The sequence below is a fragment of the Pararhodobacter oceanensis genome (assembly GCF_003076755.1).
GTDB classification, from domain to species: domain Bacteria; phylum Pseudomonadota; class Alphaproteobacteria; order Rhodobacterales; family Rhodobacteraceae; genus Pararhodobacter; species Pararhodobacter oceanensis.
In genome coordinates this window covers 220,228-244,384 of the sequence record NZ_QDKM01000003.1, presented here as the reverse complement: position 1 = coordinate 244,384, position 24,157 = coordinate 220,228, and the positions used below count along the sequence as shown (strand labels likewise).

The 24,157-nt window shown below is 64.3% G+C and carries 24 protein-coding genes; 11 read left to right on the top strand and 13 right to left on the bottom strand.

Annotated features, from left to right (window positions below; all coding sequences use genetic code 11):
* Window positions 1–50: 50 nt before the first annotated feature.
* Window positions 51–494, top strand: coding sequence for a c-type cytochrome (locus DDE20_RS08680; RefSeq protein ID WP_116558087.1), 444 nt, complete (start codon window positions 51–53; stop codon window positions 492–494).
* Between the two features lie 80 nt (window positions 495–574).
* On the opposite strand, the gene DDE20_RS08675 is transcribed toward DDE20_RS08680, so the two are convergent.
* On the bottom strand, window positions 575–1,534 hold the full coding sequence (locus DDE20_RS08675) for an acetyl-CoA carboxylase carboxyltransferase subunit alpha (RefSeq protein WP_116558086.1): 960 nt from the start codon (window positions 1,532–1,534) through the stop codon (window positions 575–577).
* Between the two features lie 189 nt (window positions 1,535–1,723).
* The gene (xseA, locus tag DDE20_RS08670) at window positions 1,724–3,169 is read right to left on the bottom strand and encodes an exodeoxyribonuclease VII large subunit (RefSeq protein WP_116558085.1); all 1,446 of its coding nucleotides are present in this window, start codon (window positions 3,167–3,169) and stop codon (window positions 1,724–1,726) included.
* Between the two features lie 67 nt (window positions 3,170–3,236).
* Between xseA and purD the strand changes: the two genes are divergently transcribed.
* The gene (gene purD, locus DDE20_RS08665; RefSeq protein WP_116558084.1) at window positions 3,237–4,499 is read left to right on the top strand and encodes a phosphoribosylamine--glycine ligase; all 1,263 of its coding nucleotides are present in this window, start codon (window positions 3,237–3,239) and stop codon (window positions 4,497–4,499) included.
* Between the two features lie 3 nt (window positions 4,500–4,502).
* Window positions 4,503–5,231 (top strand): DNA repair protein RecO, encoded by a 729-nt coding sequence (gene recO, locus DDE20_RS08660; RefSeq protein ID WP_116558083.1) that lies wholly within the window; start codon window positions 4,503–4,505, stop codon window positions 5,229–5,231.
* Window positions 5,232–6,024: 793 nt separating this feature from the next.
* Here recO and DDE20_RS08655 read toward each other — a convergent pair.
* Window positions 6,025–7,707: an acyl-CoA dehydrogenase family protein gene (locus tag DDE20_RS08655; protein WP_116558082.1), complete on the bottom strand. Its 1,683-nt coding sequence runs from the start codon at window positions 7,705–7,707 to the stop codon at window positions 6,025–6,027.
* Window positions 7,708–7,880: 173 nt separating this feature from the next.
* Here DDE20_RS08655 and DDE20_RS08650 point away from each other — a divergent pair, with 173 nt between their 5' ends.
* On the top strand, window positions 7,881–8,651 hold the full coding sequence (locus tag DDE20_RS08650; protein WP_165814463.1) for a sulfite exporter TauE/SafE family protein: 771 nt from the start codon (window positions 7,881–7,883) through the stop codon (window positions 8,649–8,651).
* On the opposite strand, the gene DDE20_RS08645 is transcribed toward DDE20_RS08650, so the two are convergent.
* Window positions 8,620–9,204: a DUF3859 domain-containing protein gene (locus tag DDE20_RS08645; RefSeq protein WP_116558080.1), complete on the bottom strand. Its 585-nt coding sequence runs from the start codon at window positions 9,202–9,204 to the stop codon at window positions 8,620–8,622. The genes DDE20_RS08650 and DDE20_RS08645 overlap by 32 nt on opposite strands.
* 4 nt (window positions 9,205–9,208) lie before the next feature.
* Entirely contained in the window at window positions 9,209–10,807 is a 1,599-nt protein-coding gene (locus DDE20_RS08640) for a phosphoenolpyruvate carboxykinase (RefSeq protein WP_116558079.1), read from the bottom strand.
* Window positions 10,808–11,155: 348 nt separating this feature from the next.
* Here DDE20_RS08640 and DDE20_RS08635 point away from each other — a divergent pair, with 348 nt between their 5' ends.
* From DDE20_RS08635 to DDE20_RS08610, 6 genes are all read left to right on the top strand, one after another.
* A complete protein-coding gene (locus DDE20_RS08635; RefSeq protein WP_116558078.1) occupies window positions 11,156–11,857 on the top strand; it encodes a response regulator transcription factor in 702 nt (233 codons plus the stop codon).
* A gap of 278 nt (window positions 11,858–12,135) precedes the next feature.
* Window positions 12,136–13,737 (top strand): ATP-binding protein, encoded by a 1,602-nt coding sequence (locus tag DDE20_RS08630; RefSeq protein WP_420812364.1) that lies wholly within the window; start codon window positions 12,136–12,138, stop codon window positions 13,735–13,737.
* Window positions 13,738–13,744: 7 nt separating this feature from the next.
* A complete protein-coding gene (locus tag DDE20_RS08625) occupies window positions 13,745–14,230 on the top strand; it encodes an HPr kinase/phosphorylase (RefSeq protein ID WP_116558077.1) in 486 nt (161 codons plus the stop codon).
* Window positions 14,230–15,129 carry an RNase adapter RapZ gene (gene rapZ, locus DDE20_RS08620; protein ID WP_116558357.1) on the top strand — a complete coding sequence of 300 codons (900 nt, stop codon included), beginning with the start codon at window positions 14,230–14,232 and terminating at the stop codon, window positions 15,127–15,129. Before DDE20_RS08625 ends, rapZ begins: the two co-directional genes overlap by 1 nt.
* 4 nt (window positions 15,130–15,133) lie before the next feature.
* A complete protein-coding gene (locus DDE20_RS08615; RefSeq protein ID WP_116558356.1) occupies window positions 15,134–15,535 on the top strand; it encodes a PTS sugar transporter subunit IIA in 402 nt (133 codons plus the stop codon).
* The gene (locus tag DDE20_RS08610) at window positions 15,532–15,804 is read left to right on the top strand and encodes an HPr family phosphocarrier protein (RefSeq protein WP_116558076.1); all 273 of its coding nucleotides are present in this window, start codon (window positions 15,532–15,534) and stop codon (window positions 15,802–15,804) included. Before DDE20_RS08615 ends, DDE20_RS08610 begins: the two co-directional genes overlap by 4 nt.
* A gap of 587 nt (window positions 15,805–16,391) precedes the next feature.
* Here DDE20_RS08610 and DDE20_RS08605 read toward each other — a convergent pair.
* Window positions 16,392–17,267: a 3-hydroxybutyryl-CoA dehydrogenase gene (locus DDE20_RS08605; RefSeq protein WP_116558075.1), complete on the bottom strand. Its 876-nt coding sequence runs from the start codon at window positions 17,265–17,267 to the stop codon at window positions 16,392–16,394.
* A gap of 192 nt (window positions 17,268–17,459) precedes the next feature.
* Between DDE20_RS08605 and DDE20_RS08600 the strand changes: the two genes are divergently transcribed.
* Complete coding sequence (locus tag DDE20_RS08600; protein ID WP_133240331.1) at window positions 17,460–18,074, top strand: DUF6473 family protein; 615 nt, start codon at window positions 17,460–17,462, stop codon at window positions 18,072–18,074.
* A gap of 588 nt (window positions 18,075–18,662) precedes the next feature.
* Here the strand turns inward: DDE20_RS08600 and DDE20_RS08595 are convergent.
* The 7 genes from DDE20_RS08595 to DDE20_RS08565 form a co-directional block, all read right to left on the bottom strand.
* Window positions 18,663–19,589 (bottom strand): electron transfer flavoprotein subunit alpha/FixB family protein, encoded by a 927-nt coding sequence (locus tag DDE20_RS08595; protein WP_116558073.1) that lies wholly within the window; start codon window positions 19,587–19,589, stop codon window positions 18,663–18,665.
* Window positions 19,589–20,350, bottom strand: a complete 762-nt coding sequence (locus DDE20_RS08590) for an electron transfer flavoprotein subunit beta/FixA family protein (RefSeq protein ID WP_116558072.1) — start codon at window positions 20,348–20,350, stop codon at window positions 19,589–19,591. Before DDE20_RS08590 ends, DDE20_RS08595 begins: the two co-directional genes overlap by 1 nt.
* 219 nt (window positions 20,351–20,569) lie before the next feature.
* Window positions 20,570–21,142 (bottom strand): cob(I)yrinic acid a,c-diamide adenosyltransferase, encoded by a 573-nt coding sequence (locus tag DDE20_RS08585; RefSeq protein WP_116558071.1) that lies wholly within the window; start codon window positions 21,140–21,142, stop codon window positions 20,570–20,572.
* A 2-nt stretch (window positions 21,143–21,144) separates the two neighbouring features.
* Window positions 21,145–21,348: a twin transmembrane helix small protein gene (locus DDE20_RS08580; RefSeq protein WP_116558355.1), complete on the bottom strand. Its 204-nt coding sequence runs from the start codon at window positions 21,346–21,348 to the stop codon at window positions 21,145–21,147.
* Window positions 21,349–21,440: 92 nt separating this feature from the next.
* On the bottom strand, window positions 21,441–22,280 hold the full coding sequence (locus tag DDE20_RS08575) for an SDR family NAD(P)-dependent oxidoreductase (protein ID WP_116558070.1): 840 nt from the start codon (window positions 22,278–22,280) through the stop codon (window positions 21,441–21,443).
* Complete coding sequence (locus DDE20_RS08570; RefSeq protein ID WP_116558069.1) at window positions 22,277–23,683, bottom strand: sigma-54-dependent transcriptional regulator; 1,407 nt, start codon at window positions 23,681–23,683, stop codon at window positions 22,277–22,279. Before DDE20_RS08570 ends, DDE20_RS08575 begins: the two co-directional genes overlap by 4 nt.
* Window positions 23,680–24,075 (bottom strand): Hpt domain-containing protein, encoded by a 396-nt coding sequence (locus DDE20_RS08565; protein ID WP_116558068.1) that lies wholly within the window; start codon window positions 24,073–24,075, stop codon window positions 23,680–23,682. The genes DDE20_RS08570 and DDE20_RS08565 overlap by 4 nt, the downstream gene beginning before the upstream one ends.
* Window positions 24,076–24,157 lie beyond the last annotated feature (82 nt).

The window sequence follows — 24,157 nt, the reverse complement described above, 5'->3', positions numbered from 1 at the left end:
CTTCCCCCCGCTGGAGGCCCGAGACGGGGCGCGTTACAACAGGAGCGCCCATGTCGAAAACCCAATATCTCACCGCCGCCGTCGCGATTGCCCTGCTGGCGGCAGGCACCCTCTGGTGGCGCACCCAAAGCGAAACCCCGCCGCCCGTGATCGCCACCAACAGCGCGGATGCGCTGGCACTGGCCGAGATCACCCTGCCCGAGACCCTCTCCGATAACGCCCAGATCGGCGCGCAGATTTTTGCCAATTCCTGTGCCGCCTGCCACGGCGAGAATGCGGTCGGCATTGACGGGGTCGGCCCGCCCTTGGTGCACCGCATCTATGAGCCCTCGCATCACGGCGACGAATCCTTCCAGATCGCGGTGGCGCAGGGGGTGCGCGCGCATCACTGGCGGTTTGGCAATATGGCGCCGGTCGCGGGGCTGACCCGCGGCGATGTGGCGATGGTGATCGCCTATATCCGCGAATTGCAGCGCGCCAACGGCATCAACTAAACGCCAAAAGCACATGAAAAACGCGGCCCGAGACGATCACGGGCCGCGTTGAACGCGCAAAGCAGGAAAATCGGCGCGGGTTACGCCGCCAGCCCCTTTTTCCCCATATCGAGGAATTTCCGCCGCCGCCCCGAGATCAGCTCATCGCTGGTCTTGCCGTCAAACGCCGCCAGACTGCTCTCGATCGCCTTGCCCACCGCGGCAATCGCTGCTGCGGTGTCACGCTGGGCGCCGCCACGGGGTTCGGGGATGATCTGGTCGATGACATTGAGCTTCAACAGATCCTGCGCGGTCAGCCGCATCGCTTCGGCGGCCTCGCGCATTTTGTCGCTGTCTTTCCACAGGATCGAAGCGCAGCCCTCGGGCGTGATCACCGAATAGATCGAATGTTCGAGCATCAGGATTTTATCCGCCGTGGCCAGCGCCACCGCCCCGCCCGAACCGCCTTCGCCAACGATCACCGAAATCAGCGGCACGCCAACCGCAAGGCATTTCTCGGTCGAACGGGCAATCGCCTCGGCCTGACCGCGCTCTTCGGCGCCCTTGCCGGGATAGGCGCCGGGCGTGTCGACCAACGTGATGATCGGCAGGTTGAACCGGCTGGCCAGATCCATCAGGCGGATCGCCTTGCGGTAGCCCTCGGGGCGGGCCATGCCGAAATTGCGCTCGATCCGCGATTTCGTATCGGTGCCCTTTTCCTGCCCGATCACCACCACCGGCCGGTCGTTAAACCGCGCCAGACCGCCCATGATCGCATGGTCATCGGCGAAATTGCGGTCGCCGGCGAGGGGGGTGAATTCGGTGAACAGCGCGTCGATATAATCTTTGCAATGCGGCCGCTCGGGATGGCGCGCGACCAGACATTTGCGCCATGGCGTCAGGGTTTTATACAGCTCGGTCAGAAGCTGCTCGCCCTTTTTATCCAGCGCCTCGGCTTCCTTTTCGACATCCATCTCCGGATTGCTGGCGGCCATCGCCCGCAATTCGGCGGATTTTCCCTCGATCTCGGCGAGGGGTTTTTCGAACTCTAGATAATGCATCAATGACACCTTTTGGGGACGCACCCTATATGCCTATCTGCTGCGGGCGTTGCAACCTAGGTTGAGGGGGGCGGCGCTCTTCGGGGGCGGATGCCCCCTCATCGCGCCGGTGGGTTGCCATCCACACCCGCCCGGGAGGGTTTTCCACCCTCCCGGACCCGCCTGGAGAGTATTTCTCGCAAGATGAAGCTAGAAGAGGCTGCCTTGATCGGGGGCTTTGGGGGCGGATCTGGCGTGTTTTTTGGCCGGAGTGGCTGGGGGTGTGGTTTTGGCTGTGGTGAGCGGCGCGGCGGGGAGGGTGCCGTCGTGCAGTTCGACGGTGAACTGCGGCGCATTGCGCGCGGCCTCGGCGCTGGTGATCGGCGCGTTATCCGCGTCGCGCAGCACCGCATAGCCGCGTTTGAGGGTCTCGCGCCAGCTCAGCGTGGCATGCAGGCGGGTGTAGGTGTTCAGCGCGTCTTTGCGGCGTTGCATCTGGCTGCGCATCGCCGTGGTCGCGCGCGCGGAGGTGTTGGTGAGGCGCTCATGACGGGCGTTGATCGAGCTGCGCAGCGTGCCGGGTCTGAGACCGGCGGCGGCGCGGTTCAGATCAAGGGTTTTGCGGCTGGCCAGTGCGCGCAAAGAGCCTGCAAACCGGTCCGAGGCGCGGTCGAGCTGCTGGGTCGGGGTCGCCATCAACGCCTCGGGGCGGGGCAGGGCGCGGGTCAGATCGCTGAGCCTTTGGCCGCGCAATTGCACCGCGCTGGTGCCGGCGCGGTGCAGACGCGCGCCGAGATTGGCGACTTGCGCCTGCAGGTCGGCGCGCACCGGCACCGCCAGTTCGGCGGCGGCAGTCGGCGTGGGGGCGCGCAGATCGGCGGCATGGTCGATCAGCGTGGTGTCGGTCTCATGGCCGACGGCGGAAATCAGCGGGATTTTGGAGGCGGCGGCGGCGCGCACCACTGCCTCGTCGTTAAAGCCCCAAAGATCCTCGATCGAGCCGCCGCCGCGGGCGACAATCAGCACATCGGGGCGCGGTATTCTCCCGCCCGGTTGCAGCGCGTTAAAGCGCTGGATGGCGCGCGCCACATCCTTCGGGCAGCGCTCGCCCTGCACCGCCACCGGCCAGACCAGCACATGGCGCGGGAAGCGGTCGGCGAGCCGGTGCAGAATGTCGCGAATCACCGCGCCGGTGGGCGAGGTGATCACCCCGATCACCTGCGGCAAAAACGGGATCGGGTGTTTACGGCTGGCGTCAAACAGCCCCTCAGCAGCCAGCGCCTTGCGCCGTGCCTCCAGCATCGCCATCAGCGCGCCGGCGCCTGCCGGTTCCACGCTTTCGACCTGCAACTGGTATTTCGATTGCGGCCCATAGGTGGTCAGACGGCCGGTGGCGATCACCTCCATGCCTTCCTCGGGGCGCACCGCCATTTTCGCCACTTGCCCCTTCCAGCTGACCGAGGCGATTACCGCGCGGTCGTCTTTGAGGTCGAAATACATATGGCCGGTGCGCGCCACCATCACCCGGCCAACCTCGCCGCGCACCCGCACGCGGCCGAATTCGCCCTCGAGCGTGCGTTTCACCGCGCCCGAGAGTTCGGAAACGGTGAAATCATGGGCGTTGGAGCCGGGGCTTTCGCTATCAATCAGGTCCATGGGTCTCACTTGTATTGACGGACGTCAGACCATAGAACGCGCGACAACAACGGCCAAGGGGTGAGAGATGAACATTTTGGTTCTAGGCGGCGGCGGGCGCGAACATGCGCTGGCCTGGGCGATCAAGCAAAACCCCAAATGCGACCGGCTGATCGTCGCGCCGGGGAACGCGGGCATCGCGGCGATTGCCGAATGCGCCACGCTCGATGTCGTCGATGGCGCGGCGGTGGTGGCGTTTTGCGAGGAAAACGCGGTCGATTTCGTGGTGATCGGGGCCGAGGCGCCCTTGGCCGCCGGTGTCGCGGACGCTTTGCGCGCGGCGGGGATCGCCTGTTTCGGCCCCTCGGCGAAGGCGGCGCAACTGGAATCCTCAAAGGCCTTTACCAAGGAAATCTGCGACGCGGCGGGCGCCGATACCGCAGGCTGGGCGCAGTTTGACACTGCCGCCGAGGCGCGCGCCTATATCAGCGACAAGGGTCTGCCGCTGGTGATCAAGGCCGACGGGCTGGCGGCGGGCAAGGGCGTGGTGATCCCCGAGACGCTGGATGAGGCGCTTGATGACGTCAAGGCGATGTTCGGTGGAGCCTTTGGCGCGGCCGGATCCTCGGTGGTGATCGAGGAGTTCATGGAGGGCGAGGAGGCCTCGTTCTTTGTGCTGGTCGATGGCGAGACCTGTCTGGCGGTGGGCTCGGCGCAGGATCACAAACGCGTCGGCGAGGGCGATACCGGCCCCAACACCGGCGGCATGGGCGCCTATTCGCCCGCGCCGGTGCTGACGGAGGCGATTGCGCAGCAGGCGCTGGACGGCATAGTGCGCCCCTGTGTCGCCGAGATGGCGCGGCGCGGGATGCCGTTTCAGGGCGTGCTCTATGCCGGGCTGATGATCAAGGATGGCCACGCGCGGCTGGTCGAATACAACGTGCGCTTCGGCGATCCCGAGGCGCAGGTCCTGATGATGCGGCTTGGCGCGCAGGCGCTCGATCTGATGCTTGCCTGTGCCGAGGGGCGGCTGGCGGGCGAGAAGGTCAATTGGGCCGATGATCACGCGCTGACCGTGGTGATGGCGGCCAATGGCTATCCCGGTGACTACGCGAAGGGCAGCGAGATCAAGGGCTTGGAGGCACTGCCCGAGGATAGCTCGCATATGGTGTTCCACGCGGGCACCAAGGCGGACGGCGCCTCGGTGCTGGCCAATGGCGGGCGGGTGCTCAATGTCACCGCGCGCGGCGAGACGCTGGCGGAGGCGCAAGAGCGCGCCTATGCGATGGTTGATCGGGTCGACTGGCCGGAGGGGTTTTGCCGCCGCGATATCGGCTGGCGGGCGCTTTAGACCATGGAGTGGACGGGCGAGGGCACATTACTGGCCGCGCGTCCACATGGCGAATCTGCGGCGATTATCGAGGTCTTGACCGAGGCGCGGGGGTTGCACCGCGGTGTGGTGCGCGGCGGCAGCGGGCGGCGGATGGCGCCGGTGCTGCAACCGGGCGCGCGGCTGCATCTGGTCTGGCGGGCGCGGCTTGATGACCAGTTGGGCACCTTCACCGTCGAGCCGATCCGCGCCCGCGCCGCCACCATCATGGGCGATGCCGACCGTTTGGCGGCGCTGAATGCGGTCTGCGCCCTGACCGTGTTTTCCCTGCCCGAGCGCGACCCGCATCCGCGGTTTTACGCGGCCACCGAGCATCTGCTGGACCTGCTCAGCGCCGCGGCGCCATGGTTCGGCGCCTATCTGGCGTGGGAGCGGTTGCTGCTGGAGGAAACCGGCTACGGGCTGGATCTGGGCGCCTGCGCGGTGACCGGGGCTGTCGAGGGGCTGGCCTATGTCTCGCCACGCTCGGGGCGGGCGGTGACCGAGGCGGGGGCGGGCGAGTTTGCCGACCGCCTGCTGCCGCTGCCTATGCTGCTGCGCGATGAGGAGGCGCCGGAGTCGCGCGAACAGATGGCTGCGGGGCTGCGCACCACGGGGTATTTTCTGCACGACATTCTGGCGCCCGCGCTGGGCAAACGCCCGCTGCCCGAAGCGCGCACGCGGCTGGTGAGCCGGTTTTCCGGCGGGCGGTAGGGGGGTGGGTGCCTCGCGCGGAATCAAGGCGTAGCCGCCGCGCATCGTTCCGCCGACGCGGCAGGTGATTATTCAGCGAATAATCACCGAGAGCGGGGACCGCCCCTCGCGCGGAATCAAGACGAAGTCGCCGCGCATCGCCAGACCGCCCGCAGGGCTGGCGATTTGGCTGCGGTAAGTGCTCCGTTTAGATGTTCTGCGGGAAAGCCACCATAAACCGCGCCGCTCCACGGTAGGATCACCATCCCGCGGTCTGGCGATACGCTCTGCTGTGATTTGCATGAGGGGTGGGGACGGATGCAGGAACAAGGCGTCGTCATGCTGAAGCAGCTAACCGTAGTCATGAATCTAACGTGAGCGGGGCCCCCGCGCGGAATCAAGACGAAGTCGCCGCGCATCGCCAGACCGCCCCCCGGGCTGGCGATTTGGCTGCAGTTTGCGCTCCGCTGGAATGTCGTTCGGACTTAGCCACCATAAAGCACGCCGCTCTAAGGTTGGTTCGCCACCCCGCGGTCTGGCGATGCGCTCTGTGGCTCACTGGGTAGGTGTTGAAAAAGGGTGTTGTCGAGCAGAACCGGCAAAGGTTGTTCCTAGTTCATCAACGGCGTGCACCGCCCCGCGCGGAATCAAGGCGTCAGCCGCCGCGCATCGCCAGACCGCCCGCAGGGCTGGCGATTTGGTTGCAGTGAGCACTCCGCTTAAATGTTGCTCGGACTTTGCCACCATAAAGCGCTTCGCTCTGCGGTGAGGCTCGCCACCCCGCGGTCTGGCGATACGCTCTGTGGCGCCGCCTTTACCCCAGCAACCGCCGCGCGATCACCTGTGCCTGGATCTCCCCCGCGCCCTCAAAGATGTTCAAAATCCGCGCGTCGCACAATATCCGGCTGATCTGATACTCCAGCGCAAACCCGTTGCCGCCGTGGATCTGCAGCGCGTTATCCGCCGCCGCCCAAGCCACCCGCGCGCCCAACAGCTTCGCCATCCCCGCCTCGACATCGCAGCGCTTGTCGTGATCCTTTTGCCAGGCGCTGAAATAGGTCAACTGCCGCGCGATCATGATCTCGACCGCCATCATCGCCAGCTTGTCAGCGACCCGCGGAAAGGCGATCAGCGGCTTGCCGAACTGCTTGCGGTCCTCGGCGTATTGCATGCCGACCTCCAAAGCGTTCTGCGCCACGCCAATCGCCCGCGCGGCGGTCTGGATACGGGCGCTTTCAAAGGTCTGCATCAGCTGCTTGAACCCCTGTCCGGTCTCGCCACCCAGAAGGTTCTCGCCGCTGACCTTGAACCCGTCAAATGCCAGCTCGTACTCCTTCATCCCGCGGTAGCCCAGAACCTCGATCTCGCCGCCCGTCATCCCCGGTGTGGGGAAGGGCTCGGCGTCAGTGCCGAGGGTTTTCTCGGCCAGAAACATCGACAGCCCGCGGTAATCCGAAGTCTCGGGGTCGGTGCGCGCCAGCAGCGTCATCACATGGGTGCGCGCGGCATGGGTGATCCAGGTCTTGTTGCCGGTCACCGCCCAATCCGCGCCGTCCGTCACCGCGCGGGTGCGCAGAGCGCCCAGATCCGAGCCGGTGTTGGGCTCGGTGAACACCGCCGTCGGCAGGATCTCGCCCGAGGAAATTTTCGGCAGCCAGTGTTCCTTCTGCGCCTGCGTGCCGCCGCAGAGGATCAATTCCGCCGCAATCTCCGAGCGCGTGCCCAGAGAGCCCACCCCGATATAGCCGCGGCTCAACTCCTCGGACACCACCACCATCGACGCCTTCGACAGGCCCAACCCGCCGAATTCCTCGGGGATGGTCAGACCAAAGACCCCCATCTCCGCCAGCTCCTCGATGATCTCCATCGGGATCAGCTCGTCGCGCAGGTGCCAGCCATGGGCATCGGGCGCCACACGTTCATCAGCAAAGCGGCGGAACTGGTCGCGGATCATCTCCAGCTCATCCTCCAGCCCGGTGGTGCCAAAGGTCGCGCGGCCGTGGTTCTCGCGCATCAACGCCACCAGCCGCGCCCGCGCCGCCGCCGAGTTCGCCCCCTGCGTCAGCGCCATGATCTCGGGCGTGGCCAGCGGCATCTGGTCCTCTTGTGACAGCCCGATGTCCTGCAGGCGCAAAATCTCGCCCTGCGTCATCGGAATGCCACCCCAGATCTGCCAGAGGTATTCGCCCACCCCGATCTGCAACAACAGCGCGTCCATCTCGGTGAACCTGCCCTCGCTGCTCAACCGTTCGGCCCAGACCTGCATCTGCCGGATCGCCTCGACATAGGTCGCCAGCCACGCCAAGCCATGCGCGGCGCGCTGTTCCTCTTCCAGCTTGGCAGCACTCACCTTGCCCGCGACCGAGACCTTGGCCCGCACCCGCTCGGTGGCACTGGCCAGAAGCGCGTCCAAAGGCGCAATCGCCCCGCTGACCAATCCGAACAGACCGTCGATTACGGCGGCGGGGCTTTGCATATCCTGACCATCATGCGGCATCGGCGACTCCTGTAAATTGCTGTCTCTGCACATATCGCCTTCGCAGGTGCAGCGCAACAATAATTCAACACTGGCGCGCAATTTGCAGCAATCTGTCGCACCGGTTTTGCGCGTGCAGCATCTGGCGGGGCATAGTATGACCCTGCCAATGAGGCAGGCGGCAGGAGCGCATGATGGAGATTTTCTTGGGCGGTTTGTCGCCATCGGTCTTTGCAATGGCCTTTGGCGTGACGCTGATGGCGGGGATCGTGAAGGGCGCGATCGGCTTTGCGCTGCCCCTGATCATGATTGCCGTTCTGCCCTCCTTCATGCCCGCGCAAACCGCACTGGCGGCGCTGATCCTGCCGGTGGTGGTGGCCAATGCCCATCAATCGGTGCGCTTTGGCTTCCATGACGCTTGGGTCTCGGCCAAGGCCTATTGGCGGATCATCGCGCTGACCCTTGTCGGCATCGCGATCTCGGCGCCCTTCGCGGTGGTGCTGCCGCAATACATCATGTTCCTGCTGCTCGGCTCGGCGGTGATGATCTTCAGCGTGCTGCAACTGACCGGCTGGAAACCCGATATCCCCGAACACCGCCGCAACCCGATCCAATACGCGCTCGGGCTGATCGGCGGGTTATATGGCGGCATCTCGGGGGTCTGGGGGCCGCCGGTGATCGTCTATCTTCTGGCCACCAAGACGCCGAAACGCGAGATGGTCTGCATCATGAGCGTGATCTTCACCGTCGGCGGGGTGATGCTGCTGGCGATGCATCTGCAAACCGGCCTGTTGAACGCCCAGACCCTGCCGCTGTCTCTGGCGATGCTGGTGCCGTCAACGCTGGGGCTGTTTCTGGGTTATATGGTGCAGGACCGGCTGGATGCCGAGAAATTCCGCCGCTATGCGCTGATCATGCTCAGTATCTCCGCGCTCAACCTCTTGCGGCGCGGCTTTCTGGGTTAAGCGACAGCAAGGAACCGCCACGGCAGAGATCGACCAGCGCCGGCAGGGCCTGCGCCGGTTCCACCACAAAACCCACCTCGAACAGCGGTTCGCCGTCCAAGCTGGCGTTGAGCGTCCAGTCGCCCAACTGCAATTCATCGGCATAGTCGAACTGGAAAAACATCGTCTCGCTGAATCCGGTGGTGACCGCGTCACTCCAGCTCTGGCTGGTCACGCCCGAAGGCGGGATCGGCGGATGGGTGATCACATAGTCGATGCGCTCGGCCTCCGGCGCGGTCACGGTAAACCGCACACCAAACCCCATGCCCAAAAGCGCCGGCGCGCGCTGGCCCTCGGCCACCATCTGGATCGGCGCCTCGGGCACATGGATCCAGCCCGAAATCGTGTCCGGCGCGGGACGGCGGTCGCCCTCGGGCGGGGCGCAGAACAGACCGGCGGTCATCTCGCCGATCTGCTCGGAAAGGATCATCGCAGGATCCGCCAGCGCCGCACCTCCCATACCCAGCCCCGCCACAAGGGCAGGACCAGCAAGGATATGTGCGGCGTCTCTCATCACATCAGCCGAGCGCCGCGGCTTTCACGTCTTCGTCGATGAACGGCACATATTGCGCGAAATTGTCGGCGAACATCTGCACCAGCTTTTCCGCCTGCGCGTCATAGGCGGCAGGGTCTTCCCAAGTCCGGCGCGGGTCCAGCAGCACATCGGCCACATCATCGCAGGCCACCGGCACGTCAAAGCCGAAGTTCGGGTCTTTGCGGAACTCGCCGGCCTCAAGCGCGCCGTTCAGCGCCGCGGTCAGCAGGGCGCGGGTCGCATGGATCGGCATCCGCGAGCCGGTGCCATAGGCGCCGCCGGTCCAGCCGGTGTTGACCAGCCAGCAGGTCGCGCCGTGGTCGGCGATCTTTTGCTGCAACAGCTTGCCGTAAACCTCGGGGCGACGCGGCATGAAGGGGGCGCCGAAACAGGTCGAGAAGGTCGGCTCGGGCTCGGTCACACCGCGTTCGGTGCCGGCCACTTTCGAGGTGAAGCCCGAAAGGAAGTGATACATCGCCTGCGCCGGGGTCAACCGCGCAATCGGCGGCAGCACACCATACGCGTCGCAGGTCAGCATCACGATGTTCTTCGGATGCCCGCCAAGGCTGCTCTCCGAAGCATTCGAGATCGCCTCCAGCGGATAGGCCACCCGCGTGTTGTCGGTCAGCGAGTTATCCTCGAAGTCCAGCTCCAGCGTCTCGGGATCGAAGACCATATTCTCGACCACCGAGCCAAAGCGCGCGGTGGTGGCATAGATCTCGGGCTCGGCGGCGGGGTCCAGCTTGATGGTCTTGGCGTAGCAGCCACCCTCGAAGTTGAAAATGCCGTTGTCCGACCAGCCATGCTCGTCATCGCCGATCAGCGTGCGGCTGGGATCAGCCGAGAGCGTGGTCTTGCCGGTGCCCGAGAGGCCGAAGAACACGGCGCTGTCATCGGGGTTATCAATCGCGTGGTTGGCCGAGCAATGCATCGCCATCACGTCTTTGCCGGGCAGGATATAGTTGAGCAGGGTGAACACGGATTTCTTGTTCTCACCGGCATAGGCGGTGTTGCCGATCAAGATCACCTTACGGTCGAAGTTCAGCGCGATCACGGTCTCGGTGCGGCAGCCATGGCGCGCCGGATCGGCCTTGAAGCTGGGGCAGTTGATGATCGTCCAGTCGGGCACAAAGGCGTCGAGCTCGGCGGCCTCGGGACGGCGCAGCAGATGGCGGATGAACAGCCCGTGCCACGCCAGTTCGGTGATCACCCGCACGTCGAGCCGGTGCTCGGCATCGGCGCCGCCATAGAGATCCTGCACGAAGTAATCGCCACCCTTCATATGGGCGGTCATATCGTCATAGAGCGTGTCGAACGCCTCGGGCGTCATCGGGGCGTTGTTTTCCCACCAGATGCTGTCTTCGACGGCGGGCGAACGCACGACGAATTTATCCTTGGGCGAGCGACCGGTGTATTGGCCGGTGGTGACCAAAAGCGCACCACCCTTGCCCAGCGTGCCTTCGCCGCGCTCCACCGCCGCTTGCACCAGCGCGGGCTCGATCTGGTTATAGAAAACCGACCCGAGGCCACTGATGCCCTGATCTTCCAAACGGTGTTTGGGATTGACGCGTCCTGCGTTCATTGTGCTCGCTCCTTAGCCATGGCGTGTGGCTTCGAAATTCGTTAGACCAATCGGCCCCCTGCCATGGGCCGCCTGTGTCGCGGTCGTATCAACCGGCACTTGGGCTATATCATGGTGATTTGCCGGTCGAACAGGACACATTTGCGAAGATAGCGCTAGCAATCCCCTGTTATCGCAAACTGTCGTTCAGGATCGGAAACCCAGACCGGATTATGTGAGAACTTTACCATTTTGTCAGTAAAATCCCGCTATAGACGGGGCTGTGTTGACAATTCGGTTGATTCTCCGGACCGAAAACCTAAAGTAGTTAACAAAAAAAATATAATTGAGCATCATAAGGACAGGCAAATGTCAAAGATTGCACTCGTCGATGACGACCGGAATATCCTCACCTCGGTCGCAATCTCGCTCGAGGCTGAGGGCTTTGAGGTAGAAACCTATAACGACGGCCAATCCGCGCTAGAGGCGTTCAACCGCAAACTGCCCGATATGGCGGTTCTCGATATCAAGATGCCACGCATGGACGGGATGGAACTGCTGCAGCGTTTGCGCCAGAAAACCCAGATGCCGGTGATCTTTCTCACCTCCAAGGATGACGAGATTGACGAGGTGCTCGGCCTGCGGATGGGCGCCGATGATTACGTCAAGAAACCCTTCTCGCAGCGCCTCTTGATCGAGCGTATCCGCTCGCTCTTGCGCCGCCAGCAAGCGGTGGAAAACGACGAAGTGGGCACCACCGAAGACACCAAGGTCATGGTTCGCGGCTCGCTGTCGATGGACCCGCTGCGCCACGCCGTGCTGTGGAAGGGCGAAGAGGTCACCCTCACCGTCACCGAATTCCTGCTGTTGCAGGCGCTCGCCCAGCGGCCCGGTTTCGTCAAAAGCCGCGACCAGTTGATGGATGTCGCCTATGACGATCAGGTCTATGTCGATGACCGCACCATCGACAGCCACATCAAGCGCCTGCGCAAGAAGATGCGCTCGGTCGATGAGGATTTCTCGTCAATCGAGACACTCTATGGTATCGGCTATAAATATAATGAAGCCTGATCACCGATCCGGCGACCGCTCCGGCCCCGACATAGGGCAGGGATGCGGTCACCGGGCCATCGGCCTCACCACAGGCAGGCCACGATAAGCACATGACCATGGCGCTAGAGGCAGAGATCAATCCACGCGACAAGGGTCCGAACGCCGATGTGGTGCTCGGAGAGGATTGGGTGCGCCCGCCAAGCGCGGTCGATACCGAGGTCCGTATTCACCGCGCCCGCCGTGGTCTGTTGTCGATCTTTCAATCGCCGCTTGCGCGCAAGATCATCCTGTTCAACATGCTGGCGCTGGTGCTTCTGGTCTCGGGGGTGCTGTTCACCAACCCGTTCCGCGACACGCTCGCCCGCCAGCATGAACTCGCCTTGGCCGCGCAGGTCGAAAACATCGCCGATATCATCGCCGCGCTGCCCGAGGTGGCCGGTGTCGATACGGGTGTGGATACGGGCGCCGGGTCGGACACAGACACACCCGCCACACCCCCCGCCACCGGCAGCTACGCCAGCCCCGCGAGCGCCGCCGCCCGCCAGCGGCTGATCAATGCGCTCAGCGTCGGCCCCGAGACCGAGGTGCTGCTGCTTGACGCCGAAGGCGGTATCGAACTGGCCCAGCGCGGTCAGGCCGAGCGCGCGCGCCCCGACCTCATCGACGCCGATGGCGCGCCGCAGCGCACGGTGATTTCCGACCTGCTCGACAGCATCTGGAACACCATCGCCCGCATCATCCCCGGCGAACGCTCGCCGCAGCCCGATCCCGCGCAATTGCTCAACGAATTATTCACCGCCACCGGCGAGGGCGTCTCGGCTACCCGTGTGCTGCGGCTCGATGGCGGCTTTCGCATGCTCGCCGCCGCACCCGTCTTGCAAGACGGCGAGGTGGTCGGCGCCGTGGTGATGCAGCAAATCCCCGCCCGCATCGAACAGATGCTGCGCGCCGAACGCGAGCAGGTCCTGCAGATGTTCATGGTCGCGCTTCTGGTCTCGGTCGGGCTCAGCCTCGTGCTTGCCTCGACCATCGCCAACCCGCTGGCCGATCTCGCCACCGCCGCCGAACTGGGCCGCGACAAGAACGCCCGCCGCATGCAGCCCGGCCGCGTCCGCATCCCCGATCTCGCCGGTCGCCCCGATGAAATCGGCCGCCTCTCGGTGGCGATGCGCGGCATGGTCTCGGCGCTCTATGACCGGATCGACGCCAACGAGCAATTCGCCGCCGATGTCGCCCATGAGATCAAGAACCCGCTCGCCAGCCTACGTTCCGCGGTCGGCACCCTGCGCGTCGCCAAACGCGAGGATCAGGTGACGCGGCTGCTGGATGTCATTGAACACGACGTGCGCCGCCTCGACCGGCTGATTTCCGACACCTCGAACGCCTCGCGGCTCGATAGCGAGCTGGTCAAAGAAGAGGAAGAGGCCTTTGACCTGTGCAAAACGCTGGAAAATCTCAGCGATTATCTGGCGCAGGAGGCCGAGGCCAAAGGCGTTGAATTCATCACCGAACTGCCCCGCGAATCGGTTCATATTCAAGGGCTTGAGGCGCGTCTGGCGCAGGTCTTTGTCAATCTGATCACCAATGCGATCTCCTTTTGCGGCGATGGCGATGCGGTGCGGATCTGGGCGCGCAAACGCGAAAACCGCGTGCTGGTGGTGGTCGAGGACACCGGCCCAGGCATCCCCGAAGCGGCGCTCAACAAAGTGTTCAAACGCTTCTATTCCGAGCGTCCGGTGGCACAATTCGGCAATCACTCGGGGCTGGGGCTGGCAATCTCGAAACAGATTGTCGAGGCCCATGGCGGGGTGATCTGGGCCGAGAATATCCGCCCGACCCACGCCGACCGCAACTCGCCACCCTTGGGTGCGCGTTTCGTGGTCGGCCTGCCTTTGTGACCCTGCAATGAGCCCCAAGCGCGCCGCCGAGAGCCCATCCCCGAGCGCCCAACACCCCCACCGCCAACCGAACAACCGCCACGCCTCCGCCGTCGCCTTCGGCCCCCATCGCGGCGTGCTGATCCTCGGCGCCTCGGGCCGCGGCAAATCCCGCCTCGCGCTGGCGCTGATCACCCGCGGCGCGCAGCTGCTCGCCGATGATCAGGTGATGCTGACCCCGCTCGAGGGCGCTCTCTACGCCCGCCCGCCGCGCGCCATTGCCGGACTGATCGAAGCGCGCGGTTTCGGCCTCCTGCGCCTGCCGCATCTGCGCCTCGCGCGGATCGCTCTGGTGGTCGATCTCGACCGCCCCGCGCCACCCCGCTTGCCCGCGCCCGAGACCATCACCATATTAGGGGTGACACTAACGTGTCTTTCCGGCACCGCCGAACCCGCCTATGCAGAGGCATTGGCGCATCACATCACCCATTTCACCGGCGCAGAAAGCAGATGATGCAGGACGTGATCAACCAACTCAGACTGGTGTTTGTCACCGGCCCCTCGGGCGCCGGACGCTCCTCGGCGATCAACGCGCTCGAGGATCTGGGCTTCGAGGCGATCGACAACCTGCCGCTCTCGCTGATCCCGCGCTTGCTTGACGGGCCGCCCCTGCCGCGGCCGCTGGCGCTGGGTGTCGATGTGCGCAACCGCGATTTCTCCTCCGAGGCGCTGGTCGAACTGATCGACCATCTGCACCGGATGCCGGGGATCGCGGTGGAGCTTCTCTATCTTGATTGCGACGAGAGCACGCTGGTGCGCCGCTACTCTGAAACCCGCCGCCGCCATCCGCTCAGCCCCCACGACTCGCCGGTCGAGGGGATCTCGCATGAGCTGGAGCTGTTGACGCCGGTGCGGATGCGCGCCGATGTGCTGATTGATACCAGCCGCCTGACCCCGCATGATCTGCGCGGTGATATCGCGCGCTGGTTCGCGCCGTCCTCGGGCGCGCCGATGTCGCTTTCGGTGCAGTCGTTCTCGTATAAACGCGGGCTGCCGCGCGGCGTCGATATGGTGTTCGACTGCCGTTTTCTGGCCAACCCGCATTGGGAGGCAGAGCTGCGCGCCTTCACCGGCTTGAACCCCGAGGTGCAGGCCTATGTCGCCAAGGATCCGCGCTTTGCCGGTTTCTACGCCCGCATGCTGGATCTGGTGGTGCCTTTGCTCGATGCTTTCGTGGATGAGGGCAAAAGCAGCCTGACCATCGGCTTTGGCTGCACCGGCGGCAAGCACCGTTCGGTCACATTGGCGGAAAAAACCGCCGCAGACCTTGCAACGCGGGGGTGGCGGGTGTCAAAGAGACATAGAGAGCTGGAGCGGCGCGGCACGAATGCGCCAATGGGTGAGCAAGGATAAAGGCGTGATCGGAATCGTGATCGTCGCGCATGGCGGATTGGCGCGCGAATATCTTGCTGCGGTTGAACATGTTGTCGGACAGCAGTGCGGCATGCGTGCCATTGCGATCGAATATGATCATAACCGCAGCGCCAAAAAGGCCGAGATCCGCGCCGCCGCCGATGATGTGGATACCGGCAGCGGCGTGGTGCTGGTCACCGATATGTTCGGCGGCTCGCCCTCCAACCTGTCGATGCCCGCCTGCGAAGCGCCCGACCGCCGGATTCTCTACGGTGCCAATCTGCCAATGTTGATCAAACTGGCGAAATCGCGCAAACGGCCGGTGGCCGAGGCCACCGCGCTGGCGCTGGAAGCCGGACGCAAATATATCAATTCGATGATCGTGAGTGGGGAGTCCGGGGTTTGAGTACCGAGAAGGTTCTGAAAATCGTCAATGAAAAAGGCCTGCACGCCCGCGCATCGGCGAAATTTGTCGAGGTTGTCGAAGGATTTGACGCGGATGCCGAGGTCGAGAAAGACGGCATGAGCGTGTCCGGCGATTCGATCATGGGCCTGTTGATGCTCGCCGCCTCGCGCGGCACCGAAATCCGTGTCAGCACCTCGGGCGATCAGGCCCAAGCCCTGCTCGAGGCCCTCGCCACTCTGGTCGCCGACCGTTTCGGCGAAACCTTCTGACCCACCGGCCCCCCGCCCCGACACGCGCCTTGCGCCCGTCATCTGTCCAAAAATATCCCGGGGGTGAGGCCAAAGGCCGAGGGGGCAGCGCCCCATCCCTCAGGCCCGAGCGAAGCAAGGGCCGCACCCATTACGTGCTCCCATATCCACCGCAACGCACGTGGGAACCACGAGCCGCGCCCGACCCTCCCCCCGGGAGGGCGCCCTGGCGATGCCCTTCACCGCTCTCACGTCATTGATGGTTACAAGCACGGCACGCCGTACAAAAGCTGCGCGCGCGCGCCCAGGCACGGGCGCGGCCCGGGCTGCGCCCGTGCCTGACGGTTGCAAGCCGGGTCTTGTGGAATTGCCGCTGTTGGAGTTTCAAGCGCCGGTCAACCAACCGGATACACCACCGCCTAACCCCGCGCCTGCCAGCGCCCATATCCACCCTCACGCCCGGCGGCACCGCCGGGCCGCGCCCGACCCTCCCCCCGGGAGGGCGCCTTGGCGATGTCACTCGCCGCTCAAACTGGATCAATGCTTGCAAGCGCCGCACGCCGCACCAAGCCTGCGCGCGCCCACCCAGGGTCGGGCGCCGCCCTCGCTTAGCGCGTCGGCACCGGCACCGGCCCGTGGTAGTCGTAAAACCCGCGTCCAGTCTTGCGCCCCAGCCAGCCCGCCTCGACATATTTGGTCAACAGCGGGCAGGGCCGGTATTTGGTATCCGCCAGCCCGTCATGCAGCACATTCATGATCGCCAGACAGGTGTCCAAACCAATGAAATCCGCCAGTTCCAGCGGCCCCATCGGATGGTTCGCACCAAGGATCAGCGACTGATCAATCGACTTCACCGACCCCACGCCTTCATAGAGCGTATAGACCGCCTCATTGATCATCGGCATCAGAATGCGGTTGACGATGAACCCCGGGAAATCCTCGGCACTGGCCGAAGTCTTGCCCAGCCGCTCGACCACCGCCAGCATCGCCTGATAGGTCGGCTCATCGGTGGCAATGCCGCGGATCAGCTCGACCAGCTGCATCACCGGCACCGGATTCATGAAGTGGAAGCCCATGAACCGCTCGGGCCGGTCGGTGCGGCTGGCCAGACGGGTGATCGAGATCGACGAGGTGTTCGAGGTCAGGATCGTCTCGGGCTTCAGATGCGGCTGCAGATCCTCGAAAATCGCCTGTTTGATCATCTCGCGCTCGGTCGCGGCCTCGATGATCAGGTCATTCGGGCCAACCTCGGCCAGCGAGGTGGTGGTGCGGATCCGCGCCAGCGCCTCGGCCTTATCCGCCTCGGTCATCTTCTCGCGCTGCACTTGCCGCGACAGGTTCTTGTCGATCAGCGCCACGGCACTGTCCAGCGCCTCCTGCGAGATGTCGCTGAGCACAACCTCGAAGCCCGCGACGGCAAAGACATGGGCAATGCCATTCCCCATTTGACCCGCGCCAACGATGCCTACGGTGTTGATGTCCATGAATGTCCCCATATTTGTTGCCGCGACAATAGGCCCGCGGGTTGCATCACTGCAAGGGGAGGTGCGGCGCATTTTCTGCAGTTTGGTAACCCGATTGCAAGCTTTTGCCGCGACACTGGCAGGCGGGTGAAGAAAGGAACCTGTGTCATGCAACATTGCCTGCCGAATCATTGGGCGGCGCGGGAAGAGACCATGCCACCGCCGCCAGCCGCGCGGGGTCTGCCGCCGCGCCATCGCGGGCTGCTGCTACTGGGGCCGCGCGGGGCGGCACGGCTCGACAGCCGCTTGGCGCGCCGGGTGCTTGACCGGCTTCTGGCCCCCAAGGCGCAGATCGAAGGCGTGGATTTCCATCTCTCGGCGCCCGCCTTGCCCGAGGCCGTGGCGCAGGCGCAGGCCTTTGCGCTGGTGCTGCCGCCCTTGGGCAATCTGTCGAACCCGTTCTATTCGGTGCATCCGCGGCGCAATGACCGGTTTATCGCCGCCCGCGCGCCGCTCAAAGCCCTGTTTCCCGAGGTTGAGTTCGGCCCGCTCGCCTTCACCGGCCATGCACTCGGCACCCTCGCTGCGGCCTGTCCCGAGCGGTTTTGCGAAATGCGCCGGTTGATCTCGGCGACATGGGTGCGCCGGATGCAGCGGCTTCTGGCACTGCTGCCGCCGCATGGCGTGCTGCTCGACCTACCGACCGCACCCTGGCTGCCACGCCCGACGATCCCGGGCGAGGGCCCACGCCGGATCTGTATCGACCCCGAGGCCCGCGGTGATGGCGCCGAACTGCTCCGCGCCGGCCTCCTCGGCTACGCCGCCTGATTCCGCCGCCACCATCTCGCCGCCGCCCCGTCATCTGTCCATAAATATCCTGGGGGGAGGCCACCGGCCGAGGGGGCAACGCCCCCTTTCTAACCCTATTTGCGACCACCCATATCCACCCCCACGCCCGTGGGAACCCCGGGACGCACCCTTTTCGACCCCGATATCCACCCACTCGCCCGGCGGCACCGCCGGGCCGCGCCCGACCCTCCCCCCGGGAGGGCGCACTGGCGATGTCCTTCGTCGCCCGACCCACGTCAATGCTTTAGAGCGCGCCGCTCAGCGGCAAAGGCAGGGCGCCCACCCAGGGTCAGGCGCGTCCCTTACCACCTCGCATGTTCCATTTCACCCGCCCCAGCCCGTGGTCCCCACGGGCCGCGCCCGACCCTCCCCCCGGGAGGGCGCTCTGGCGATGTCATTCACAGCCCAAGCTACATTGCTGCTTTAAAACGCGACCTGCTGTTCAACGCCAGCACGCGCCCACCCAGGGTCGGGCGCGGCCCTTTGCGCCAAACACTCCCGCCCCCCGGCACAGCAAAAGGCCCGCCACAGGGGCGGGCCTTTCAATCACTCTCACCGCAGCAGCGCTTACAGCTTCTCGGTCAGCTCCGGCACCGCCTGGAACAGATCCGCGACCAGCCCGTAATCGGCGACCTGGAAGATCGGCGCTTCCTCGTCCTTGTTGATCGCGACAATGACCTTCGAGTCCTTCATCCCGGCCAAATGCTGGATCGCGCCGGAAATCCCTACCGCGATATACAGTTCCGGCGCCACGACCTTACCGGTCTGGCCCACCTGCCAGTCGTTCGGCGCATAGCCCGAATCGACCGCCGCGCGCGAGGCACCAACGGCGGCGCCCAGCTTGTCGGCCAGCTTCTCGATCAGCGCAAAGTCGTCTTCCGAACCGACACCGCGTCCGCCCGAGACCACGACCCCGGCCGAGGTCAGTTCGGGACGGTCGGATTCCGCGACCTTATCCTCGATCCAGGAACTCAGCCCCTGCGAGGCGCCGACATCCACGGTCTCAACCGCAGCCGAACCACCGTCACCGGCAGCCTCAAAGGTCGAGGTGCGGATCGACACGACCTTCACCTTATCCGAGGATTTCACCGTCTGGATCGCGTTCCCCGCGTAGATCGGGCGCTCGAAGGTCTCGGCGTCAACCACGCCCGAGACATCCGAGATCACCATCACGTCGAGCAGCGCCGCCACCCGCGGCAGCACGTTTTTCGCGTCGGTGGTCGCCGGTGCGACGACATGGCTGTAATCGCCAGCCAGCGACACGATCAGCGCCGCGGTCGGCTCGGCCAAACGATGGCCCAGCGACTCGTCTTCGGCGCTCAGCACTTTGGCCACACCGTCAATCGTTGCGGCATCGGCGGCGGCAGCAGCAGCGCTGGCACCGGCGCAGAGCACCGTCACATCGCCCATCGCTTTGGCCGCGGTGACCGCTTTGGCGGTGGCGTCACGGTTCAGCGCACCATCGGTGACTTCGGCAAGCAGCAAAACGGCCATTACAGAACCCCCGCTTCGTCTTTGAGTTTCGCAATCAATTCGTCGACCGAGCCAACCTTGACGCCAGCCTTGCGGGCGGCGGGTTCGGTGGTCGAGACAATTTCCAGACGCGGGCTGACATCAACGCCGTAATCGGCAGGCGTCTTTTCATCCAGCGGCTTTTTCTTCGCCTTCATGATGTTCGGCAACGAGGCATAGCGCGGCTCGTTCAACCGCAGGTCCACCGTCACAATCGCCGGCATCTTGACCTCGATGGTCTGCAGACCGCCGTCCACCTCGCGGGTGACTTTCGCGGTCTCGCCGTCGATCTCCAGTTTCGAGGCGAAGGTGCCCTGCGCCCAACCCAAGAGCGCCGCCAGCATCTGGCCGGTCGCGTTCATATCGTTGTCGATCGCCTGTTTGCCGCAAAGAACCAGACCCGGCTCTTCCTCGGCGACCACAGCAGCCAGCAGTTTCGCCACCGCCAGCGGCTCGATGTCGTTATGCACGTCATCGGCGGCATTGATCAGGATCGCGCGATCCGCACCCATGGCCAGCGCCGTGCGCAGGGTTTCCTGCGATTGCTTGACGCCGATGGAGACCGCAACAACCTCGGTGGCGACGCCTTTTTCGCGCAGGCGGATCGCCTCTTCGACGGCGATTTCGTCGAACGGGTTCATCGACATTTTTACGTTGGCAAGATCGACGCCGCTGCCGTCCGCTTTGACGCGAACCTTCACGTTATAGTCGATCACGCGTTTCACAGGTACCAAGACCTTCATGGGCGCTACTCTCCTTGTTGTTACGCCGCTTTTCAGCAGCGTTCTGCGAAATCCTGAGCAATTGATATAGCCAAGCCGAGGGGGGAAACAGCCCAAAATCGGCCCTTCGGGGCCATTCTACGTCGCGTTTTGGTGCGGGTGACGGGCCGGTGGTGGCGGTGTTGGCGCTAAATCTTTCCCTTGGCTGGCAGGTGGTAGGGTCGGGCAGGGCGGCGGCGTCTAGCGGTTCGCGCCCGGCACCCAAAGCACATCGGTCGCGCCATTCTCATTCGCCGCGCGGCTGGCGACAAAACACCAATCCGACAAGCGGTTTAGATAGCGGATCACCGCCGGATTGACCTCATCCTCATGCGCCAGACGCACCGTCAGACGCTCGGCGCGGCGGCTGACCGTGCGGCATTGATGCAGATGCGCGGCCAAGGGCGATCCTCCGGGCAGCACGAAACTGCGCAGCGTCGAAAGATGCGCGTTCATTGCGTCAATCTCGGCCTCAAGCCGATCAACCTGCGCATCACTGGCGCGCAGCGGCGGGTATTCGGCCTCGGCGTCTTTCTCCATCTCGGGGCGGCACAGATCGGCGCCCAGATCAAACAGATCATTCTGGATGCGCGCCAGCGCCGCATCGACCTCGCCAGTCGCATGCAGCCGCGCCAGACCGACCACGGCGTTGGTCTCGTCAACCGTGCCGTAAGCCTCAACGCGCAGTGAATCCTTCGGCACCCGCGCGCCATTGCCCAAGGCGGTGTCGCCCTTATCGCCGGTGCGGGTGTAGATTTTGTTCAACACAACCATGTTCAGCCCCCCGAGCGCAGATAGGCGAAGCCGACGATCAGCACCACCGCTGCGAATTGCGCATAGATCCGCCAGCGCATGAATTTATTGGCATTGCGCCGGTTGAACTCGCCGCCTTTGGCAAAACTGCCGATGCCCAGCAGCAAAATCGCCAGCACGATCAGCGATGCGATCGCGGCGGCGATGAAAAGTGGATCGTTGAGCAGCATAACGCCCTCCTGTGCTGTGCCTCAGACATAGCGTCTTGCGAGGGCTTTTCCAGTGTGTTTCTGGCCCGATCCTTGGCACCCGCAGGCGATTATTGACGGGCCAGAAACGCGTTGATCACCCGATCCGGCAGCAGGCGCAACGCATAAGCCACCAGTTTCGCGGGCGTGGTGACAATATAACGCGGGCGCGGGTTGGGGTGCTCCAGCGCTTTGACCAGCACTTTCGCCACCGCCTCGGGGCCCAGTTCAAACCGGCTCTTCTTGGCGCCGCCCTCATAGAGATGCGGGCGCAATTCATCGCGGTATTGATCTGCGCGGGCCGAATTTTCCCAATCAATCCAGCGCTCGAAATGCGGGATCGCGTTGTTGCGAAACTCGGAGGTAATCGGGCCGGGCTGGATCAGCACCAGTTTGATCTTGGTGTCACTCAACTCCAGTTGCAGCACACGGCTTAACCCCTCCAGCGCGAATTTCGTCGCCCCATAGGCCCCGCGCCACCGGTAAGGCGTATAGCCCAGCACCGAGGAATTCTGCACAATCCGCCCCGATCCCTGCGCCCGCATCACCGCAATCACCCGCCGCGTCAGCTCATGGGTGCCAAAGAGATTCACCTCGAATATCGCCCGCAGCGCATCGCTTGGCAGATCCTCAACCGCGCCGGGAATCGCATAGGCGCCATTGTTGAACAGCGCATCCAACCGCCCGCCGGTCGCCGCCAGAACCTCATCCAGCGCGCTGGCGATACTGTTATTGTCGCGGTAATCCAGCCGCGGGCTCTCGAATCCCTCACCGATCAGACGGTCGCAATCCGCCTGCGCGCGGCACGAGGCAAACACCCGCCAGCCGCGCGCGCGCAGCGCATGGGCGCAGTGATAACCGATGCCCGAGGAACAGCCGGTGATCAGGATGACCCGCGCCGCTTGCGTCATTCCGGGGTTTCAGCCTTCGACCATGCATCAAGCTTGCGATAGAGCGTCGAGGCCGAGACATCCAATTCCCGCGCCGATTTCGGCACCGAGCCATTGTGCCGCGCCAAAGTATCCTCAATTACGATCCGCTCGATCTGCGCCAAGGTGCGCCCCGCTAGATCGCCCAGAACCGGACGCGCGGGGGCAGTGGGTGCCGCAGGTTCGCGCGTGGTCATCGGGCGTTGCGACAACAGATCCGGCGGCAGCATCTCGGGCGTCACCAAGGGACCGGCGTTCAGCACCACCACATTGCGCAGCACATTGATCAGCTGCCGCACATTCCCCGGCCAGGCCATATTGCGAAACAACTCGCGCACCCGTGGCGACAGCCCGCTGAATTCATGCCCCTCTTCGCGCGCCATCTGGGTGACCAGCGTCTCGGCAATCTCGTTCACATCATCGCCGCGTTCGCGCAGCGGCGGCAGATGGATCGGCACCACATGCAGCCGGTAATACAGATCCTCGCGGAACCGCCCCTGCCGCACTTCTTCCAAAGGGTTGCGGTTGGTCGCGCAGATGATCCGCACATTGACCTTGCGCGGCTTGGTGGCGCCGACCGGCGTGATCGTCGAGGTTTGCAGAAACCGCAGCAATTTGGTCTGCAAATTCAGGTCCATCTCGCAGATTTCATCTAAAAACAGCGTGCCGCCATCCGCCGCTGCCGCCGCGCCCTGTTTGTCGGATATCGCGCCGGTGAACGAGCCGCGCAAATGGCCGAACACCTCGGATTCCAGCAGCCCGACAGGGATCGCCCCGCAATTGAGCGCAATGAACGGCCCGGCTGAGCGCGCCGAGGCTTTATGCACCGCTTCGGCGCATAATTCCTTGCCGGTGCCGCTTTCGCCGGTGATGAACACCGTCGCCATCGACCGCGCCACCGAGCGGATCTTGTCATAGACCGCCAGCATCGCGGATGAATGGCCGATGAACGGCGGCAGCACCTGAATACGGGCCTCGGCCAGCGTCGATCTGGGCCGGTGATGCAGCGAGCGGCGGGCGTTCTCGATTGCGTTGATTAGCCGCTGGTCGTCAAAGGGTTTGACCAGAAACTCATGCGCACCGGCGCGCATCATCTCGACCGCCTTGTTGATCGAGCCATTGGCGGTGATCACGATCACACAGGTCTGCGGCTCGCTGGCCAGCAGTTCCTTCATCACCTCCAGACCGGCGCGGTCGGGCAGCATCAGATCCAGCAGCACCACCCGCGATTTCAACCGCGCAAAGGCCGCCAGACCATCCGCCGCGGTGCCGCAGGTTTCCACCGGAAGATTGGCGCGGGTCAGCGCCGCCTTATAGATCATCTGCAGCGAGGGGGTGTCCTCGATCAGCAGGATCGTGTCCGATAAAGGGGCTTGCGAATTCATGCCGCTGACGAATCCTCCGCCGCATCCGAGAGCACCGCAATCACCCGCGCGACCTCGCTCTGGGTGCTGCCGACCAGCGCCGAGGCCGCCGCAGCACCTAGGGATTTGGCCACCGTGTCGAGACTGCGCGCCATCGTCGCCAGCCGCGCCGCGCCAATCGTCGCCGCCAGCCCCTTCATCTCATGCGCGCTATGCGCCACTTTGGTGATATCGGGGTCGTCGATTGCCGCGCCCAGACGCTGGAAATCGCTGATCATCTGCGCGCATAGGGCGCTGCGCATCGCCTCATCGCCCATCGACAGCAGCCGGTCCAGCACCGCCGGATCAATCGCCGCAGGATCGGACTCAGGGCTGCCGTCGGGGCCGGAATTGGATCGTGTTTGATCATTCATTGAGAAATCGCACGTTTACTGAACATCCCATACACCATGAAATTGCGGCACAAGCTTGGCGCAATCCATGGATGTATAGCAA

What these genes read in the sequence shown, in the direction of transcription:
- DDE20_RS08680 (WP_116558087.1), top strand. Translation starts at nt 51, where the DNA reads ATGTCGAAAACCCAATATCTCACCGCCGCCGTCGCGATTGCCCTGCTG.
- DDE20_RS08675 (WP_116558086.1), bottom strand. Translation starts at nt 1,534, where the DNA reads ATGCATTATCTAGAGTTCGAAAAACCCCTCGCCGAGATCGAGGGAAAA.
- xseA (WP_116558085.1), bottom strand. Translation starts at nt 3,169, where the DNA reads ATGGACCTGATTGATAGCGAAAGCCCCGGCTCCAACGCCCATGATTTC.
- purD (WP_116558084.1), top strand. Translation starts at nt 3,237, where the DNA reads ATGAACATTTTGGTTCTAGGCGGCGGCGGGCGCGAACATGCGCTGGCC.
- recO (WP_116558083.1), top strand. Translation starts at nt 4,503, where the DNA reads ATGGAGTGGACGGGCGAGGGCACATTACTGGCCGCGCGTCCACATGGC.
- DDE20_RS08655 (WP_116558082.1), bottom strand. Translation starts at nt 7,707, where the DNA reads ATGCCGCATGATGGTCAGGATATGCAAAGCCCCGCCGCCGTAATCGAC.
- DDE20_RS08650 (WP_165814463.1), top strand. Translation starts at nt 7,881, where the DNA reads ATGGAGATTTTCTTGGGCGGTTTGTCGCCATCGGTCTTTGCAATGGCC.
- DDE20_RS08645 (WP_116558080.1), bottom strand. Translation starts at nt 9,204, where the DNA reads ATGAGAGACGCCGCACATATCCTTGCTGGTCCTGCCCTTGTGGCGGGG.
- DDE20_RS08640 (WP_116558079.1), bottom strand. Translation starts at nt 10,807, where the DNA reads ATGAACGCAGGACGCGTCAATCCCAAACACCGTTTGGAAGATCAGGGC.
- DDE20_RS08635 (WP_116558078.1), top strand. Translation starts at nt 11,156, where the DNA reads ATGTCAAAGATTGCACTCGTCGATGACGACCGGAATATCCTCACCTCG.
- DDE20_RS08630 (WP_420812364.1), top strand. Translation starts at nt 12,136, where the DNA reads ATGCTGGCGCTGGTGCTTCTGGTCTCGGGGGTGCTGTTCACCAACCCG.
- DDE20_RS08625 (WP_116558077.1), top strand. Translation starts at nt 13,745, where the DNA reads ATGAGCCCCAAGCGCGCCGCCGAGAGCCCATCCCCGAGCGCCCAACAC.
- rapZ (WP_116558357.1), top strand. Translation starts at nt 14,230, where the DNA reads ATGCAGGACGTGATCAACCAACTCAGACTGGTGTTTGTCACCGGCCCC.
- DDE20_RS08605 (WP_116558075.1), bottom strand. Translation starts at nt 17,267, where the DNA reads ATGGACATCAACACCGTAGGCATCGTTGGCGCGGGTCAAATGGGGAAT.
- DDE20_RS08600 (WP_133240331.1), top strand. Translation starts at nt 17,460, where the DNA reads ATGCCACCGCCGCCAGCCGCGCGGGGTCTGCCGCCGCGCCATCGCGGG.
- DDE20_RS08595 (WP_116558073.1), bottom strand. Translation starts at nt 19,589, where the DNA reads ATGGCCGTTTTGCTGCTTGCCGAAGTCACCGATGGTGCGCTGAACCGT.
- DDE20_RS08590 (WP_116558072.1), bottom strand. Translation starts at nt 20,350, where the DNA reads ATGAAGGTCTTGGTACCTGTGAAACGCGTGATCGACTATAACGTGAAG.
- DDE20_RS08585 (WP_116558071.1), bottom strand. Translation starts at nt 21,142, where the DNA reads ATGGTTGTGTTGAACAAAATCTACACCCGCACCGGCGATAAGGGCGAC.
- DDE20_RS08575 (WP_116558070.1), bottom strand. Translation starts at nt 22,280, where the DNA reads ATGACGCAAGCGGCGCGGGTCATCCTGATCACCGGCTGTTCCTCGGGC.
- DDE20_RS08570 (WP_116558069.1), bottom strand. Translation starts at nt 23,683, where the DNA reads ATGAATTCGCAAGCCCCTTTATCGGACACGATCCTGCTGATCGAGGAC.
- DDE20_RS08565 (WP_116558068.1), bottom strand. Translation starts at nt 24,075, where the DNA reads ATGAATGATCAAACACGATCCAATTCCGGCCCCGACGGCAGCCCTGAG.